General features: G+C 39.8%; 14 protein-coding genes. 11 read left to right on the top strand and 3 right to left on the bottom strand.

The window, feature by feature from the left end; translation table 11 throughout:
• Positions 1-377 precede the first annotated feature (377 nt).
• The 7 genes from F824_RS0116565 to F824_RS0116530 all read left to right on the top strand — a co-directional run bounded on the left by F824_RS0116565 (position 378) and on the right by F824_RS0116530 (position 12,412).
• The gene (locus tag F824_RS0116565) at positions 378-3,431 is read left to right on the top strand and encodes a SusC/RagA family TonB-linked outer membrane protein (RefSeq protein WP_019599043.1); all 3,054 of its coding nucleotides are present in this window, start codon (positions 378-380) and stop codon (positions 3,429-3,431) included.
• A gap of 11 nt (positions 3,432-3,442) precedes the next feature.
• On the top strand, positions 3,443-4,834 hold the full coding sequence (locus tag F824_RS0116560; RefSeq protein WP_019599042.1) for a RagB/SusD family nutrient uptake outer membrane protein: 1,392 nt from the start codon (positions 3,443-3,445) through the stop codon (positions 4,832-4,834).
• A gap of 117 nt (positions 4,835-4,951) precedes the next feature.
• Complete coding sequence (gcvT, locus tag F824_RS0116555; RefSeq protein ID WP_019599041.1) at positions 4,952-6,049, top strand: glycine cleavage system aminomethyltransferase GcvT; 1,098 nt, start codon at positions 4,952-4,954, stop codon at positions 6,047-6,049.
• Positions 6,050-6,144: 95 nt separating this feature from the next.
• Positions 6,145-6,852, top strand: coding sequence for a 2-phosphosulfolactate phosphatase (locus F824_RS0116550; RefSeq protein WP_019599040.1), 708 nt, complete (start codon positions 6,145-6,147; stop codon positions 6,850-6,852).
• A gap of 134 nt (positions 6,853-6,986) precedes the next feature.
• A complete protein-coding gene (locus tag F824_RS0116545) occupies positions 6,987-9,929 on the top strand; it encodes a SusC/RagA family TonB-linked outer membrane protein (RefSeq protein ID WP_019599039.1) in 2,943 nt (980 codons plus the stop codon).
• Positions 9,930-9,992: 63 nt separating this feature from the next.
• Positions 9,993-11,441: a RagB/SusD family nutrient uptake outer membrane protein gene (locus tag F824_RS0116540; RefSeq protein WP_031327166.1), complete on the top strand. Its 1,449-nt coding sequence runs from the start codon at positions 9,993-9,995 to the stop codon at positions 11,439-11,441.
• A 701-nt stretch (positions 11,442-12,142) separates the two neighbouring features.
• A complete protein-coding gene (locus F824_RS0116530) occupies positions 12,143-12,412 on the top strand; it encodes a hypothetical protein (RefSeq protein ID WP_019599036.1) in 270 nt (89 codons plus the stop codon).
• Here the strand turns inward: F824_RS0116530 and F824_RS0116525 are convergent.
• Entirely contained in the window at positions 12,383-13,072 is a 690-nt protein-coding gene (locus F824_RS0116525; protein ID WP_019599035.1) for a sugar transferase, read from the bottom strand. The two genes, F824_RS0116530 and F824_RS0116525, sit on opposite strands and share 30 nt — an antisense overlap.
• A 509-nt stretch (positions 13,073-13,581) precedes the next feature.
• Positions 13,582-14,784 carry a hypothetical protein gene (locus F824_RS0116515; RefSeq protein ID WP_019599033.1) on the bottom strand — a complete coding sequence of 401 codons (1,203 nt, stop codon included), beginning with the start codon at positions 14,782-14,784 and terminating at the stop codon, positions 13,582-13,584.
• Positions 14,785-15,299: 515 nt separating this feature from the next.
• Here F824_RS0116515 and F824_RS26085 point away from each other — a divergent pair.
• On the top strand, positions 15,300-15,737 hold the full coding sequence (locus F824_RS26085; RefSeq protein ID WP_081625006.1) for a DUF4372 domain-containing protein: 438 nt from the start codon (positions 15,300-15,302) through the stop codon (positions 15,735-15,737).
• A gap of 167 nt (positions 15,738-15,904) precedes the next feature.
• On the top strand, positions 15,905-16,165 hold the full coding sequence (locus F824_RS0116505; protein ID WP_169368224.1) for a transposase: 261 nt from the start codon (positions 15,905-15,907) through the stop codon (positions 16,163-16,165).
• A gap of 193 nt (positions 16,166-16,358) precedes the next feature.
• Here the strand turns inward: F824_RS0116505 and F824_RS0116500 are convergent, their stop codons facing one another.
• Positions 16,359-17,300 (bottom strand): polysaccharide deacetylase family protein, encoded by a 942-nt coding sequence (locus F824_RS0116500; protein ID WP_019599032.1) that lies wholly within the window; start codon positions 17,298-17,300, stop codon positions 16,359-16,361.
• 406 nt (positions 17,301-17,706) lie between these two features.
• Here F824_RS0116500 and F824_RS28190 point away from each other — a divergent pair, with 406 nt between their 5' ends.
• Both F824_RS28190 and F824_RS0116495 read left to right on the top strand, forming a co-directional pair.
• Positions 17,707-17,781 carry a hypothetical protein gene (locus F824_RS28190; protein WP_367889038.1) on the top strand — a complete coding sequence of 25 codons (75 nt, stop codon included), beginning with the start codon at positions 17,707-17,709 and terminating at the stop codon, positions 17,779-17,781.
• A gap of 545 nt (positions 17,782-18,326) precedes the next feature.
• Positions 18,327-18,566: a hypothetical protein gene (locus F824_RS0116495; RefSeq protein ID WP_019599031.1), complete on the top strand. Its 240-nt coding sequence runs from the start codon at positions 18,327-18,329 to the stop codon at positions 18,564-18,566.
• The last annotated feature ends 20 nt before the right edge of the window (positions 18,567-18,586 follow it).

The raw sequence follows: 18,586 nt of genomic DNA, 5'->3' as shown, positions 1-18,586 counted from the left end.
AAAGATCAACCCCATTTTTAAACCCGAATGCTAAGACACCAAAAAAGTAACGTAAAGCATCTCACTTGATTAAGTTAGATGGAATATGGAATAGGTTTCCAAATGGGATTGAAACCGAAAGAAAATCAGGCTATTCGGAGAATAAGGCAAAGAATCAATTTGGTGAAGTCAAAAACTGGAACGAATACTGAATATCATTCAATTTCAGGCTGGAATACAATTGGGAATGCCTTACACGGGTTAATTCAATTTTCTCCATCTCTTTTATTTTTTAAATCAATCATAAAATCTTAAATTGTATACTCTTACTTTTTATAATATTCACTTATTTTTTAATTATTTTAAATTATTTATTCATTTAAATTATTGAAATAATTATGAAAAAAATTTTACTAAGTGTATTGGCGATATTGGTTCTTTTTTGCACCACGTCCTTTTCACAAACCCGTCAAGTGACCGGGGTGGTACTTTCAGGAGAAGATAACTTACCCCTTCCGGGAGTAAATATCCTGATCAAAGGAACCACCCGAGGCGTCATTTCCGATTTGGATGGCTTCTATACCATTCAGGCAAATTCGACTGAAACCCTTGTGTTTTCATTTGTGGGCTTTGTTGCCCAAGAGGTTCTGGTGGGTTCCAAATCTTCCATTGACATCCTGCTAATTCCAGATGCAAAAGTTTTGGGAGAAGTAGTCGTCGTCGGTTATGGAAGCACCACCAGAGGAGATCTAACTGGGAATATTGCTTCCTTAAAAGGAACGGATCTGGCATCCATTCCGGTACCCAATTTTCAGGAGGCCCTTCAGGGGAGAATGGCTGGTGTATTCGTGGAATCTTCCAGTGGAAAACTTGGTGGGGGAGTGAAAATCCGTGTCAGGGGTACGACTTCCATTTCGGGAGGAAATGAACCCTTGTATGTGATCGACGGCATTCCCATGACTTCCTCGGGTGCAATAGGTTTATACAATCCAATGTCGGATATCAATTTCAATGACATTGAATCATTTGATGTGTTGAAAGATGCTTCTGCAGCAGCCATTTACGGCGCCAGAGCAGCCAACGGTGTGGTCCTGATCACCACTAAATCAGGAGCGAAAGGAAAAACAAAATTCAATGTAGGCATCCAAAGAGGGATATCCGAACCAACACGAAAAAGGGAATTTCTCGACGCCGCCGAATTTGTGGAATTGATGCGAGAATCGGGCTACAACAATGACCTCAGGGCTGGAACCGATCCGATCAACAATCCTTCAGATTATGCTGGATCGGATTTGGAATTTGTGGAAGGCCGACTGGACAGGTACTCCGGATGGTCCGACTGGAGAAATCTTGAAACCAATACCAATTGGCAAGAGGAGGCATTCAATGGAAGTGCCGGCACGACCAATGTCAACTTTTCGGCTGCCGGTGGGGATGAGAAAACAAGGTTTTATTTCAGTGGTGCTTATGATAAGCAAACTGGAATCATGATCAGAAATGATTTTGAAAGGGTTTCAGCGAGATTAAACCTTGACCATTCCGTTTCTGACAAATTCACCATAGGGGCCAATTTTGGCTTGAGCAGGACTGAAAATAACCGCTTGTCAGATGACAATCAATTCAACAATCCGATCCAATTGGTCGCTCTGGCGCCCATCACCCCGATCAGGGACCTCAATGGCCAACTTTATGACAGGCCCACCACCACCTACTATAACAATTTGATCGATTCGGAAAACGCTTCTTGGTTGAATACTTCTTTCAGAAATATCACCAATGTCTTTGGGGAATATAAATTCAACGCGAATTTGAAATTCAGGACAGAATTCGGCGTGGATATCCTCAACCAAAACGAGGAACAATATTTCGGTTCTCGTACCAATACAGGACTTTCCACCAATGGATATGGCCGTTCGAGATGGCTGAGAATCTTCAATTACAATACCAACAATTATTTCACTTATACAAAAATCTTTGCCGAAAAGCACAATTTGGAGGCCATCGCAGGAATGTCATTCCAAAGGTCAGATGAAAACTTTACTTCCGTGGAAGGGCAAGAATTTCCTCTTGATGACTTGAAAACCCTGGCATCCGCTGCTGAAATTGTTGGGGGAACCTCCACGCTGACCAACTTTTCCTTTCTTTCTTATTTCACGAGGGTCAATTACAAGTATGCCAACAAATATTTGGCTACCCTAAGTGCGAGGATCGATGGTTCGTCGAGATTTGGAGAAAACAACAAATATGGATTTTTCCCAGCTGCCTCTTTGGGATGGGTTTTGACAGAGGAGAGTTTTTTGAAGGGCAATGAAAATTTAAGTCTCCTGAAGCTTCGGGCTTCCTTTGGTTTGACCGGAAATGCCGAAATCGGGAATTTTGACCATTTGGGATTGTTTGGTCCGGCGGCCTATGCTTTAATCCCGGGACTGATTCCTTCCCAGATACCCAATCCAGATTTAACTTGGGAAAAAACAGCCCAGATTGATATCGGTGTAGAATTTGCCTTTCTAAGAGATCGAATCACAGGTGAAATTGATTATTACAACAAAAACACCACTGATCTTTTGCTGAACGTCCCAATCCCTGCCACTTCAGGTTTCCTGATACAGCGGCAAAATATCGGAAGGATGCAGAATAGCGGCGTCGAGATTGTTTTGAACTCGGCTAATGTGAGCAGGCAGAAATTTTCTTGGAATACGTCGATCAACTTTGCCAGAAACATCAACAAAGTCAAGGAACTTGCCCCTGGACAGGAATCCATCCCACCCTCCTCTTCCCGATTTCTCAACAGTATATTTATAGGAGAGCCCATCGGCGTGTTCTATGGGCCAAAATTCGCTGGTGTAGATCCTGATAATGGGGATGCGCTTTATTATGCAAATGAGGAATTGAGTGAAACCACTAACGACTATAATGCTGCCACGAGAATGGTCGTCGGTGATCCTAATCCCAAATTTATAGGTGGAATTACCAATAGCCTCACCTTTGGTGCTTTCGACTTGAACATCCTCTTTCAAGGGGTATTTGGAAATGACATCTACGATGGAGGTGGCGGTTTTTTTGCAGCCAACGGAGACTGGTTTGACAATTCTACCCGCGACCAGATGGCAAGGTGGCAAAATCCGGGTGACATCACGGACATCCCGCAAGCCAGACTCGGGGAATGTAATGGGTGTAATGCGTCAAGCAGGTACCTCTCAGATGGCAGTTATGTACGTTTGAAAACCTTAACCTTTGGATATTCCCCTCCCTCCAGCTTATTGGAAAGAATGAAGGTGACCAGTTTCAGGATATTCTTTACAGGACAAAACCTTTTGACTTTTACCAACTACAATGGTTGGGATCCTGAGGTTAGCGCCGATTCCTTGACTGGGAATATCCTCCAAGGCAATGACTTTTATTCTGCGCCTCAGGCAAGAACGTATTCAATCGGTATCAATGTTGGATTTTAATTTATCAGAAGATGAAAAAACATATCGCATCAGGATTGATGGTTTTAGCTGTCCTATTCAGCAGTTGCGACAATGAATTGTCGTTAACGCCACAACAAAGTATCGATCAGGAGCTCGCACTGAATACGGATGCCAATGTAAAAAGTGTCTTACTGGGTGCATATTCCGAAATAAGAAACGTGAATTTATACGGTGGTAGGCTTCATCTTTATTCCGAGATGCTTGGGGCAAACCGCGAAGTAAGATGGGAAGGGACCTTTAACCAACCCAGGGAAATGTTCAACAAAACCATTTTTGTCAACAATTCCTTTGTAGAAGGAACCTGGGCAGCCGCCTATCGCGCCATCAATGTCAGCAACAACGTATTGTCAGCCTTGAACATCGTCAATGAGGAAGATAGACCAAGAGTAGAAGGAGAAGCCCTTTTTATCAGAGGCTCCATGTATTTTGAGCTGATCAAGCTGTATGCCCTTCCCTACGCTGCTGGCAATACCGGAACCAATCTGGGTGTGCCTCTGGTATTGGAACCAACAAGAGCCATCGTAGAAACGAGTTTTGTTAGTCGAAATACAGTGGAAGAGGTATACCAACAAATCCTCACTGACCTGAGAAGAGCCGAATCCATCCTTCCACCAGTCAATGGATTTTTGGCCAGGTCATATGTTGCCTCCGCCCAATTGTCACGGGTATATTTACAAATGGAGCGATATGCAGAAGCCAGAGATGCGGCCAACAGGGCAATTGAAGTGGCTCTTGCGAATGGGAAATCGTTGATTGGCACCGCCTATATGGATGCGTTCAACAATGACGCGGACACCAATGAAGACCTTTTCACGATCCAGGTAAATCCACAAGATGCAGACAATGACATGTTCCTGTTCTATTCCCTTCCGGAATTTGGAGCCAGGGGAGGTGATGTTGCCATTTTGCAAGCCCACTTAAACCTATATGAATCCGGAGATGAGAGGTTGACTCAATTCTTTACAGCTGCCGGAGAATTAAGGACCGCAAAATGGAGGGATCAATTCAAAAACGTCAAGGTTTTCAGATTGTCCGAAATGTACCTCACGCGGGCAGAGACAAACTTCAGAGAAGGAACAGCAGTGGGATCCACGCCGATTGGGGATTTGAACAGAATCAGAAGGAGGGTGAAATTACCGGAATTCAATCCACTTTCCACTCCCACATTGCCGACTTTGGCCGATATACTTAAAGAAAGGAAACTGGAATTGGCCCATGAAGGACAGGCCATCCATGACATCAAAAGAACCAAAGGTTCGGTTCTGGACAATATCTCTATTACTGTCTTTGCATTTGATGATCCAAGACTCGTCTTCCCAATCCCACAAAGGGAAATCGATGCCAATCCCAACTTGGTGCAGAATCCCGGCTATGGCGGTTGATTGACAAATGAATTAAGAAATAAAAGGCCTCTTCAATAAAGTGGCCTTTTTTTGTTCAATGGCATAAATAGTTCCTGTCATTTCTTAACTTTGCGGTCAGAAAAATAAACCCTTAGAATGGAAAATATCATCAAAAAAGTTACTTTAAACGACCTTCACGAAGCTCTTGGTGGAAAAATGGTTCCCTTTGCTGGATATTTCATGCCAGTAAGATATTCATCAGATCTTGATGAGCACAACACTGTTCGGGAAAGTGTCGGAGTTTTTGATGTTTCCCACATGGGGGAATTCATGGTGAAAGGCCCAAACGCCTTGGCGCTGATCCAGAAAGTCACCTCAAACGATGCCTCAAAGTTGGTTGTTGGTCAAGCACAATATTCTTGTTTTCCCAACGAAAAAGGGGGAATTGTAGATGACTTAATCGTCTATAAAATGGCCGAAGAAGAATACATGTTGGTCGTAAATGCCTCCAATATCGAAAAGGATTGGAACTGGATCAACCAGCACAATGTATTTGGTGCTGAATTGACAAACCTATCGGATGGGATGTCACTTTTTGCTGTACAGGGGCCAAAAGCAACAGAAGCACTGCAGCCGCTGACTCCTGTGGATTTGTCCGCAATCAAGTTCTATCATTTCACAGTCGGTGATTTTGCAGGAGTCCAAGATGTGATCATTTCAGGTACTGGCTATACAGGAGCAGGTGGATTTGAGATCTATGTGAAAAATGAAGATGCACAAAAAGTATGGGATGCCATTTTTGAATCGGGAAAAGACCTTGGCATCAAACCTATTGGATTGGGCGCAAGGGATACATTAAGGTTGGAAATGGGATATTGTCTCTACGGAAATGATCTGAATGACGAAACTTCACCGATCGAAGCAGGGTTGGGTTGGATCACAAAATTCACCAAGGACTTTATCAATTCTGAAAATTTGAAGAAGCAAAAAGAAGAAGGTGTCTCAAAAAAACTGGTTGGATTCATCTTGAAGGAAAAAGGAATTCCAAGAGCACACTACCCTATCGTCAACCTTCATGGTGAAGTAATTGGAGAGGTGACTTCTGGCAGTATTTCTCCTACTATGGGTCTGGGAATAGGCTTGGGTTATGTCCAAACCGAATACGCCATTCCTGGAACGGGGATTGCCATTACCGTCAGAAATAAAAACCTTGAGGCAGTGATCGAAAAACTGCCTTTGTTGCAGAAAAAATAATTTTATAACCAAAAAGTAAAATATCGGTTTCCTTTTTTTTGAAGGTCTCAAAAAAAGGGAAACTGTATTTTTTTAGCATTCACGTTTACCCATTAATGAAAAAATTAGAAATTTGCTTTAGTCCCGAATTGATTCATCTTCACGATTTGAGTCAAAAAAACATTGTGGTGGTGGATATTTTTAGGGCAACTTCTACTATGGTCACAGCCTTGGCAAATGGAGTGAAATCCATTACACCCGTTGCTGATTTGGAGACTTGCAGAGAAATGTCCAAAGAAGGATTTGTCATTGCAGGAGAAAGGAATGGATTTTTGGCAGATGGATTTGAATTGGGCAATTCGCCACTGGCCTATCTTCATGGGAAATATGCTGGAAAAAAAATAGCGATGACCACAACCAATGGTACCCTCGCCATTGAAAAATCAAAATTGGGCTCAAATGAAATCCTGATTGGCGCATTTCTGAATCTTGACACTACGGCGAAATATCTGGCTGCCCAAGATCAAGATATTTTGATCCATTGTGCTGGCTGGAAGGGTAAATTCAATCTGGAAGACTCCCTTTACGCAGGTGCTCTGGTGAGTTTTTTAGCCGATCAATTTGAATGGGAATGCGATGGCGCAATCGCAATGAAAAACCTTTACGAACAAAATGCGGGTCAGTTGAAATCCTTTCTCAACCAAGCTGCTCACGCAAAAAGGCTCCAAAACCAAAACATCGAAGCTGACATTGACTTCTGCCTGGCCATGAACCAATATGAAATTGTTGGGAAGCTGGTTGGTCAAGAACTATTGGCATTCTAGAAATAGCCAAAAATCCAAAAACTGGATTTAACTCCCCTAAAATTTCATATTTATCTTGTAAAATCCCCAAACAAAAACAAGCTGTTTGGGTTAATCCAACGCCGTATTTTAAACTAAACCAAATATAATAAACGATGAAAAAAATTTTACTATTGGCTATGGCTTTGTTATTCAACATAAGCTATTCGGCTATCGCGCAGACCAATCAGGTCTCGGGCACCGTCATCTCCGGGGAGGATAAGCTTCCCTTACCAGGTGTGAGTGTCCTGATAAAAGGTACTTTCGGTGGGGTTGCGACTGACCTTGATGGGAAATTCAATTTAGACAATGTTGGCCCAAATACAGTTTTGGTATTTTCCTTTATCGGATTTGAAACCCAAGAACAGACTGTAGGAAACAGATCTGTAATCGACGTGACCCTAAAAACAGATTCAAAATTATTGGGTGAGGTAATCGTAACTGGATACAAAACCCAAAATAGCAGAGAAGTAGCGGGGTCTATCAACACCGTTTCAGCGGAACAAATCAGGGAAGTCCCCATTGCATCTTTTGACCAGGCATTGCAGGGAAGAGCGCCGGGGGTCTTGATCCAAGCCAACTCAGGCCAACCAGGAGCAGCTGCAGCAGTGACCATCAGAGGAAAAGGATCCATCAACGGGTCAAATGCTCCTTTGTTTGTGTTGGACGGAATCCAAATTTCGGCAGCTGATTTTGCAACTTTAAATCCGAATGATTTTGAATCGTTCACCATTCTGAAAGATGCTGCTTCCACCTCTATCTATGGTTCAAGAGGAGCAAACGGTGTTATCGTCATTACATCCAAAAGAGGAAAGTCAGGTGTCACCAGAGTAAACTATGACTTTCAATACGGAGTATCTGAAGCTCCAAGCCACCCACAGTTGGTCATGAATGGAAATCAGAAATTAGATTATGAATTGGCCAACGGAAACCTTTACGGCTGGACAGATGCTGAACTTGCTGGATTGAGACAAATAAACACCAATTGGGAGGATGTACTCTTCAGGACTGGAAATACACAAAGTCATCAGCTTTCTGCCTCAGGCGGAAGCGACAAAACCACTTTCTTCCTTTCAGGATCTGTTTTCGATCAAACAGGTACTGTTCCCAATACTGATTTGAGACGATATACTGGTCGAGCCAATGTGGAAACCCATGCCGGGAATTTCAGATTCGGATTGAATACCTCCATTGGTTTTTCCAAATTCAACAATACGCTGGAAGGTGATTCATTCATCGGAAGCCCTTTGAATGCAGTAAGATGGTTGAATCCTTACGAAAGACCTTATGATGAAAATGGTGATTATACCCAGATCGTATCAGGTCAGCCCAATGCACTTCAAGAGCTCCTGGAGAATCAGACTTCCAGGGACCAAATCAAAGGAGTGGGAATCGCATTTGTGGAATACAAAGCACCATTCTTAGAAGGCTTAACAATGAGAACCAATTGGGGCATCGACTACACCCAAAATGAATTTCAAACCTATTTGGACAGAACCACATATAGAGGATCTATCGCACAAGGCGGCAATGGTAGTTTGGGGAGAGCGTTGGAAAGGAATTTCAGATACACAGGTACCACCTCCATTAGTTATACCAAAAGATTCAATGTAGACAACGAACTTACGGTTGCAGTTTTCAATGAAGTTGTGAAAAATGATGAGAGAGGATTTGGATTTACTGGATTTGGTCTTGTAGGCCCATTCCAAAATGAAGCCGGAATCACGCCAGGTACTCCTTTGAATGGATACATCCCTGGAGTTAGGGGTTTTGGAGGACAAAACTCTCTTGTTTCCTACTTTATTGATGCTACTTATGGATTCAAGGATAGGTATTTTATCAATGCGGGTCTTAGAAGAGATGGCTCATCAAGATTTGGTGAGGACAACAGGTATGCAAACTTCGGATCAATTGGATTGAGCTGGATTGTGAGTGACGAAGCATTTATGCAAAATCTCAAAGGTAACTTCTTCAATGAATTGAAATTCAAAGGAAGCTATGGAGCTGTAGGTAACCAAGAAGGAATTGGCAATTTTGATTCCAGAGAACTTTTTGGCAGATCCATCTATAACGGAATTGGAGGGATTGCTTTGACCAATCTTCCAAATCAATTTTTAAGATGGGAAAGAAAAGAAATGTTGAACGCAGGAGTTGAGTTTGTTCTCCTTCAAGGAAGATTGAATGGTATTTTTGAATACTACAACAACGTTACTGACGATCTTTTCCTAAACCGTCAATTGACCAGAACTTCAGGTTTCACTTCTCAAAACACCAATATTGGAAGCCTGAGGAACCGCGGTTATGAAATCTCATTTATCGGAAAAGTAATAGACAATGCCAATTTTAAATGGGAGTTGAATGCAAACTTCACCTATAACAAAAATGAGGTGTTAAGTTTGGTTGGCGATCAAACTGAAATCATCGAAGGTGACTATATCACCAAAATTGGAGAGCCAATCAACAGCTTGTATTTGGTAAGATATGCAGGTGTCAATCCTGAAAACGGAAATGCCCAATATTTAACAAATGAGAATGAACTGACCGAAAGTTATGACCCCAATGACAGGGCAATCTTAGGCACCTCGGACGCACCTTATTTCGGTGGTTTTGGAACTTCATTTTCATACAAAAGTCTCAGTTTGGATGTATTGTTTACCTATGTATTCGGAAACAACCTTTACAACAATGACAGAAACAATATTGAAAATCCGGCTTATTTATTTGACAACCTATCTGTAGACCTTCTTAACGAATGGAGAACTCCTGGTCAAATTACCAATATCCCAAGAGCTGATAATGCATTCTTTTCGGGTACAAGCAGATTTGTGGAGTCAGGGGATTACTTGAGATTGAGAAATATCAATCTTTCTTACAACTTGCCCGCAAAAACAATCGCAAACCTAAAGATTGCTTCCGCCAGAGTGTTTGTCCAAGGTCAAAACCTGTTGACATTCACGCAATTCCGAGGATTCGACCCAGAATTGTCTGACAGATTATTGGTTGGCTCTCAATACCCAGCATTGAGAACTGTCACGATGGGTGTTAGCGTTGGATTTTAATCAAATTTTAAGGGGAGTGTTGGTGTGAAACCACAAGTAAGGACCATTAAATATAAAACTGAAATGAATTTAAAACATATAATATTAGGATTCGCCATCGCAGGATCTGCCATGGTAGCAGGTTGCAATAGCGTCATTGACATTGAGCCAGAATTTGTTCTCGATGGTAGCCAAAGGTTCAAAAGTCTGGCAGATTACGAGTTTTCTCTCACTGGAACGTATGCACTCTTCAGGTCTACTTCCTACTTCGGCAATGCATCAGGGCCAGCCGCGGCATTCTCTACCATGCCGGATATGATGTCAGACAACTTAACAGAAACCCAAGAATCCTTAGCGAATTACAGACAGTTGGTCAATTGGGATTATGCAGCTGACAACGGGGCAATCGAAGGATTGTGGACTGCAGCCTATAGAATTATTGCACAAGCCAATATCACTTTGAGAGATATTGATACATTTGCTGATGAGGATCGAGGAAGATATAATCGGATAAAAGGCCAAGCTTTGGCCATTAGGGCTTATGTTCATTTTGATTTGCTCAGGTATTTTGCTACTGATCTAACCAGAAGTTCAACCGCTCTAGGGATACCCTATAAGTTATCCTTCAACACTGACAATATTGCAAGATCAACCGTAGCACAAAGTTGGGATGGGATATTTACAGATTTGGCAGAGGCCAAAATGCTATTGGAAGATACCGACAAAACCATCAATGCTTCTGCGAATTACACAAACAGATCAAACATCGATGCCATCACAATCGACGCGATCCTAGCGAGGGCTTATCTGTATTCAGGTCAATATACCGAAGCAGCAACAGCAGCTACCAGTGTCATCGAGGAAATCCCTCTGGCATCAAGGACAGCTTTTCAGGGAATTTGGAGAGATGAAAATATCGGTCGTTCGGAAGTAATCTGGTCTATTCCTTTCAATGCAGGCGAAGGAACTCCAGGAACAAACGTATATTTTCCTAATGGAAACAGATCCTCCTTCAGACCTTCTATGGAGGTTTTGGGACAGTTTGATCCAGTGGAGGATGTTCGGTATACTTCCTATTTCCAAACTGTAGGCAATCGCTTGGTGGTCTCTAAATACTTGGGAAAAGGAAATTTGAGAGATGGAATCGTCAATTTCAAGGTGATTAGGGTGGCTGAAATGTACCTGATCAGAGCCGAAGCCAATGCAAATCAATCCGGAGGAGATATTAATGCTTTGACTGATCTCAACGGATTGCGCTTGGCCAGAATCAACGGTTATCTACCTGTTATATTGGCAGGTGATAATCTAAAAGCAGCAATTGCTGAAGAAAGAAGGAAGGAGCTTTTCGTGGAAGGACACAGATTCTTTGACTTAAAGAGAACCGACAGGGCGTTGGAAAGATCGGATTGTGGAACAGCTTTCACAAGTTGTGCATTGGCTCCAGATAATAGGGCTTGGGCATGGCCCATTCCTATTAACGAAATCAGCGCAAATGACCTAATCAATCAAGAAAATCAAAACCCTGGTTATTGATCTACCCCATGGTGATATAAATTAAACTGAATAGGCTGTCCCAAAAGGGATGGCCTATTTTTTTTGAGTTTCTCAAACCTTTTCTAGTGGAGAATCAGTAAGGGGCGACGTGCAGATTTTTTTTGCGAATATGGTTAAAGAACCAAAAGAAATAATGAATTGGATGACAACAACTTTAGTTAAATTGATTCGCAGGAAATGTGTGAAATCCTCTATTGCTCGCAGAAATTTGGGTGCAGACTCCTACCCTATTGAAAATCTAACTCCAAGACAGCCTTTTGAACTAGAAATATGCACTGGTTTCGGAATAGGAATTGAAACTACAAGAAAATCAGACTATTTGGATAAATAGGTAGGCGATCGATAGGGTGAAGTCAAAGGCAGCAAACAACTGAACGATTGTTAGATAATTATAGGCTGAAATTGAATTGTTTATGCATGAATCGGCTTGAATACTGCAATTACTGAATTAGAAACTGGCATAGAGTGTGTTTTTTAAATCCGGAAGGCCTGAAGTGCTTAAACCCGAAATATGCATTAAGTTTCCAAATGAGATCGAAGCTGTGGGAAAATCAGACTATTGGGAGACTAATTGCCGACACCAATAGAGTGAAGTCAAAACCAATCAACATCTAATTGAATATCAGTTAATTATAATATTGAATTGAGTTCGTAATGCATAAAACGGGTTACAACTAAGATTGGGTACCAGACAGCCTTCAAACTATAATTCAAGAAAAATCAATCAAAACAGCGGCTTTGAAAAAGGATTAAAAAAAGACGATTGGGCATTCGATCCAATAAATTTGAAAGAGGGTTTGAACGCCCAATTATTAGCTCAGAATTTTGTTAAGAAAAATCAGGCTTTCCCCAACTTTTATACTTCAAACCCTAAAGCGAAAAAAAAACAGAAATTGATGAATTTAGGAATTGATATGGGATTAGTATGCATTGTCATTATTGGCCAATAAACATTTGACAGTCAAAAACATGACTTTAAAATCAAGAAACACACTCCAATTTTTGATATAGAACAAATCATATTTCAACCTCGTGTTGATGTCAAATTCATCCATTATTTCTCCCCTAAATCCTTTTGCTTGGGCAAGGCCGGTAATCCCAGGCTTTACCATGTGCCTACACATAAAATATTGGATTTTATCTGCAAATTCCTTGTTCATGGTGATGGCGTGTGGTCTTGGTCCGACGATGGACATTTGACCCATCAAGACATTAATGATTTGTGGCAATTCATCTATACTGGTTTTCCTCAAGAATAAACCGACCCTCGTAATTCTCGGATCATTTTTACTGGCTTGTTTGAAATGTCCATTTGGGCTGAATTTCATGCTGCGAAACTTGTAGCAAAAAAAAGGGACATTGTTTTTACCATGTCGCATTTGCTTAAAAATCACTGGACCTTTTGATTCCATCCTGATGGCAAGGGCAATCAGGGGAAATAACCAAACAGCAATGAATAATATGAAAAAAATTGAAAACACAACATCGAATATTCTTTTGGTACCTATCTGCGAAGAATCCAGTAGATTAGTGGAGTACCTATTGATGATGAATTCAGCCTCTGCGGAAAAACCAGGTATGTTTTTGTATTTTGAAATTATAGTGGACATTGTGAAAATATTTTTTAAAAAAATCTCAAACTTATTTTAATTAAAAATTCGATTATGGGAAAAACTTAAAACACCAACATCTACTCGACAGGCCTATGTGTTTGTATTTGAAACAAAGGTACTGAAACAATTCTTTTTTGTTTATTAATTCGTTTTAATTTATTCAAACACCAGTTTAATGCTTACGAGACAATTTAATAATTTCACTTGAAAAATTAATCATTGCCTCTTCTTCATTTTTCTAGGTTGAAAATAAAGATAATTCTGACCAGATCCCCACTCCTTATTTTAAGGAAATCTATTTCATAATTCATCCTTTTGCATTTCCACTGAGCTCCTGTATTTAAAAATTCAATCCAGCAATGGACAGTAATCACATACATCAAAATTGAAAATAACCTTCCCTTTTACTTTTGCTCAGGCGAGGTTGTTACAATATTTTCGGCTTAAAAAATTCACAAATTGCAATATTCTTAAACCGAGTTCAGAAGATTCTATTCAAAAAGAATTTAGCGTTGGTAACGAAAAGGAGTTGATATCTTTCTCTTGGGAGGTGTTACATTGTTTTTAATTGTCTCAAACCAAGCATTTAACGCAAGTGAGTCTGGAATCTCAACATCGCTGAATGAAATAATTTGACCTGGTTCAATATTATTTTTCAATCGTGCTTGACTCATTAATCCAATTGGAACATGGTCAACCATTTCAGAAAATTTAATACACTCACCGCGCACTTCGAAACTTCCAATGCCTTTTTCAATGAAATCTCCGGCCTTAAGTGGCTTTTTTGCTATAGTCGCAACACTTACAGTGGGAAATCTACCATTGTCCAAAAGGACTGATTTATTATAGAAAAGATTTTTTACATCTTTAAAAATCTCAAACATGCATAAATGAACAGGCTTGTACAAAAGGTAAAATGGCCCTTTACCCATTTTATAGGTTGCAAGTTCTTCAATAAGATCTTCATGGTGAGTAGCAACAATAAATACTCCAGGAGGAGATTCTTTTGACACCAAGTAATCGCTTAAAACTGCATCCATTTTTTTTGCTTGAGAAGCCAAGTCAAAAGCACCTTCTTGAAAATTTTCGGTTTGAACTCCTATCAAACCCCTCTGGGCAATATTAGCGTCCAATCCATTGGCGACAAGGCACTGTTCGATTTGAAGCTTGGTACCGTCCGTAAATGAGGTGACAGAATTCAAACTAAATCCCTGCTTTTTCGCCCAAAACATCATGTCTTCCTTGGACGGATTAAGGTTTTGGTAACCTTTAATATTCCCATAGACCAAAGGTTGAAAACCCATTTCCACTATCTCATTTTTCAGGACCGCCAAACAGCCGGGCTGATCTCCATTACCCTCTGACAAGAGTCCTCTTTCTGAAAGCCAGCTGCCTGTTAAAACCTGGGTATCTGCATCCATGGTCAATACAGGAATATTGTATTTAAAAGCCTGGAAAATAACTTCCGTACTGTAGATAGGATCACCCGTACTCACGATTATCAAATCCGAATTGTCAAAAAGTTCCAAAGGATTTGTGGTAAGGTAAGATTGATCAACTCCCAGTCCTTCTACAAAACCTTGCCTTCTCGTCAAAATTTTAGAGATGGCCATATCTTTTCTTTTGGGAATCAGCTTTGTCAAACCTCGAGCAATCATCCCTGTTCCAACCAAACCTATTTTAATAGTATAATCTTCAATATTTTCCATCTGAATAAAAAGTAATTAAATAACACAATTAAAAATACGTATAAAAATCAATCAAACCCAATTTTCTGTATTTAAATAACATTTATTTTTATTTAAAATTTTCCAAAACATTTAAGACTGATATTAAAATTACTTTTATTATTTATATTTTATTATTATTAATTTTACAAATCATTATTTCATTGTTTTATCATTTTTTATTTACATTTATATCAAAATATTTTAGGATTAGGAAATAGAGGCGAAAAATTGATTTTGTATTCTACTTTCTAAGAGATATTTTTTTGGCAATTATGGGGGGTAAATTCAAAATATAGTTCTGATAAACACATGAGAAATTCTTTTCCTACCTGATCCAATTTTCCCTAATCCAACAAAAATACTGGGAGGTTTTTTTAAGATTCTTGAAAAATACAATAGTGAGGTTTTTACACCTCGCTAAAATTTATGATGGTTGAAATTACAACACTAAAAAACATCACGAAAAAAACACGAATTTTGCCGGTCAACCGGTAATTTGTCAGCTACTTTCTTTTCCTCCTCGACAAATTGTTGACTCCTGTGTTTCAGAACACCAGAGCGACAGATATTACAAAACCATGACCACCTGGAAGCAACTGGTATTTATGCTCTACGGAGTTGTCACCAAGTGCTATTCGCTCAACAGCCTTTGTAAAAATTTGCTTTTCCTCGAAGACCACCTCACATATCTGGGCATGGACAAACTTCCTAAGGTCAGCGCACTAAGCGATGCCAATATTAACAGACACAGCGAGGTATTTGAATCGATTTATCATCAACTTCCGGATTATTATAAGGATATGTTGAGACCTGTACAATGTAGCTTTCTGGTCGGTCAATTAGATACAGGAAAAATCGTGATCGTTGATTCGTCAACAATTTCGTTGTTTGTAGATGTATTCAAAGGTGCCGGACACAACCCGGCTCAATAGCAATGCTGATTATCATGATCTGGAAGGACAGCCAAACCACATCAGTGATTGTGCTGATGGAGGGGTCGCTGCTGATCAGATAATTATACTAAACCCATCAAAGGGTCCTTTAAAGGCAAGATTGATCATTTACAAATGATCCGGTCAGCGCTAGAATATTGGAGTTTGTGTCCAATAGGTTCGACTACAGTGACAGTACAATCATTCTGCTTTACAAATACAGATGGAACATTGAAATCCTGTTCATGCAGTTGAAACAAAACGTTGAATTGGGGTATTTTTATTCGGACAGCTTAGAGGGAATCAAAACGCAGGAGTGGGTAGTTTTGATAGCCAATTTATCGTTTTCGGTAATTCACGGGCAGTGCAAAGAAGCTGAGCAGTTTGTGACCATTGTAAACATGGCGGCGATAAACATCTGCACCTAGATTTCCCTTATAAAGCTGATCAGATCAGGCAGATTATCAGGTTTATCAGGGATCTGAAAATAGTACAATTTGAATTGTTCAGTTTAAAACAGGGGCGGCAAAACCAAAAAAATCGCCCTTAATTTGAACATCAAAAGGCTTTTCCCAAGTTTTAGAATTTACTCGGATGGTAGTATTTCTTAATTGTAAACATTTATTTATTTATTTTATTTACATATTCTAATCCAACTTCTCTCCAAGTTACAGTCCTGATATTGTTGTCTTTTAAGACCTGCCTTGCTAGGTCACTGGTGAAATAATCGTAATCTGCTTGACGCCATTCTGCATTCCAATAATCATGGTTTTTTGTCATGATTTGCATTTCAGGATCATCATATGCGGTATGTATTAACAGTACATTTAATCCAGGCTTTAATTTCTGTAAAATATCGGTGTAATGTGCCTCCATACCAATTTTATCATATTGAGCTTCATCCGCAATCAGAATTTGGCTAACAACAGGTATTTTCTTTAAATCTATTCCTATAAGTAGTTCGGGATATGATTTTTTCAATTTATCCAAATTTGCCTTAGAAATCATAGGGGGAATTGAATATTCTTCTCCTAAGCGTAGGTATGATGCAATCACTTCTGGATGGGTTCTGAAGACACAGCTCATATGTGCGTCCAAATGAGTTGGAGCAAGGCCCGATTGTAAAGCAGCTTCTATTTGCGCCCTCATTTCAGTTTCAATTTCTTTAGGTGTTGCCAACTCTGTTAAAGTCTGGCAATTTGAAAGCATAAAACCATTTTCATTCATCAAACCACTTACACTTTCTTTGTCCGCCATCGGTGCCCATTTGTATGTAAACCACTCATTGGTCAAGGTGATGTGCAATCCCAAATCCATATCCTTATTTTTTTTCCAATATTCCACACCATCATTTGCCCATGGACAAGGCATCATAATGCTTGCAGAATTTACTATTCCATAAGAAAATGCTTTTAAGGTGGCTTGATTATGCGAACTAGAAAGGCCATAGTCATCGGTATGTATGATTAAAAGTATTTCCTGGGAATTATTGGTTTGGGTACAGCCCATAAAAACCCCTAGTAACAAAAAATAAAACAAGAACCTTTTTTCAATTTTTTTCATTTGATAATGTTTTTAACCCAAAAATATTGGTTTTTTTTTATTTATTGAACTGGATTAGATCTTCAACTAATTGAAAATGGAATTTGATTGTAAAAATCCTCACTGTTTTTTTGATTGTAAACTCTGAAACTAATCAATAATTTAACAATTATAAATACCTTTCAAAGTAAAAAAAAAATCATGATTTTAAAACACTGTCATCCGACAAAAATACTGGGGGGGGGGTAAGATTCTTGAAAAATACAATAGTGAGGTTTTTACACCTCGCTAAATTTATGATGGTTGAAATCACAACACTAAAAAACATCACGAAAAAAACACGAATCTTGCCGGTCAACCAGTAATTTGTCAGCTACTTTCTTTTCTTCCTCGACAAATTGTTGACTCCTGTGTGTCATAACACCAGATTGACAGATATTCCAAGACCATGACCACATGGAAGCAACTGGTGTTTATGCTCTACGGAGTTGTCACCAAGTGACATTCGCTCAACAGCCTTTGTAAAAATCTGCTTTTCCTCAAAGACCGCCTCACATATCCGGGCATTGACAAACTTCCTGCGGTCAGCACACTAAGCAATTCCAATATTAACAGACACAGCGGGGTATTTGAATCGATTTATCATCAACTTCTGGATTATTATAAGGATGAATTGAGACCTGTACAATGTAGCTTTCTGATCGGTCAAGTAGATCCAGGAAAAGTCATGATCGTTGATTCGTCAACAATTTCATTGTTTGTAGATGTATTCAAAGGTGCCGGACACAACCCGGCTCGATAACAATGCTGATTATCATGTTCTGGAAGGATAGCCAAACCACATCAGTGATTGTGCTGATGGAGGGATCGCTGCTGATCAGATAATTATACTAAACCCATCAAAAGGTCCTTTAAAGGCAAGATTGATCATTTACAAATGATCCGGTCAGCGCTAGAATATTGGAGTTTGTATCCAATAGGTTCGACTACAGTGACGGTACAATCCTTCTGCTTTACAAATACAGATGAAACATTGAAATCCTGTTCATGCAGTTGAAACAAAACGTTGAATTGGGGTATTTTTATTCGGACAGCTTGGAGGGAATCAAAACGCAGGTGTGGGTAGTTTTGATAGCCAATTTATCGTTTTCGGTAATTCACAGGCAGTGCAAAGAAGCTGAGCAGTTTATGACCATTTTAAATATGGCGGAGATGAACATCTTCACCTACATTTCCATGATAAAGCTGGCCAGATCAGGCAGATTATCAGGTTTATCAGGAATCTGAAAATAGTACAATTTGAATTG

The sequence above is a fragment of the Rhodonellum psychrophilum GCM71 = DSM 17998 genome (assembly GCF_000381545.1).
GTDB lineage: Bacteria > Bacteroidota > Bacteroidia > Cytophagales > Cyclobacteriaceae > Rhodonellum > Rhodonellum psychrophilum.
This window is presented reverse-complemented; position numbering and strand designations above follow the sequence as displayed.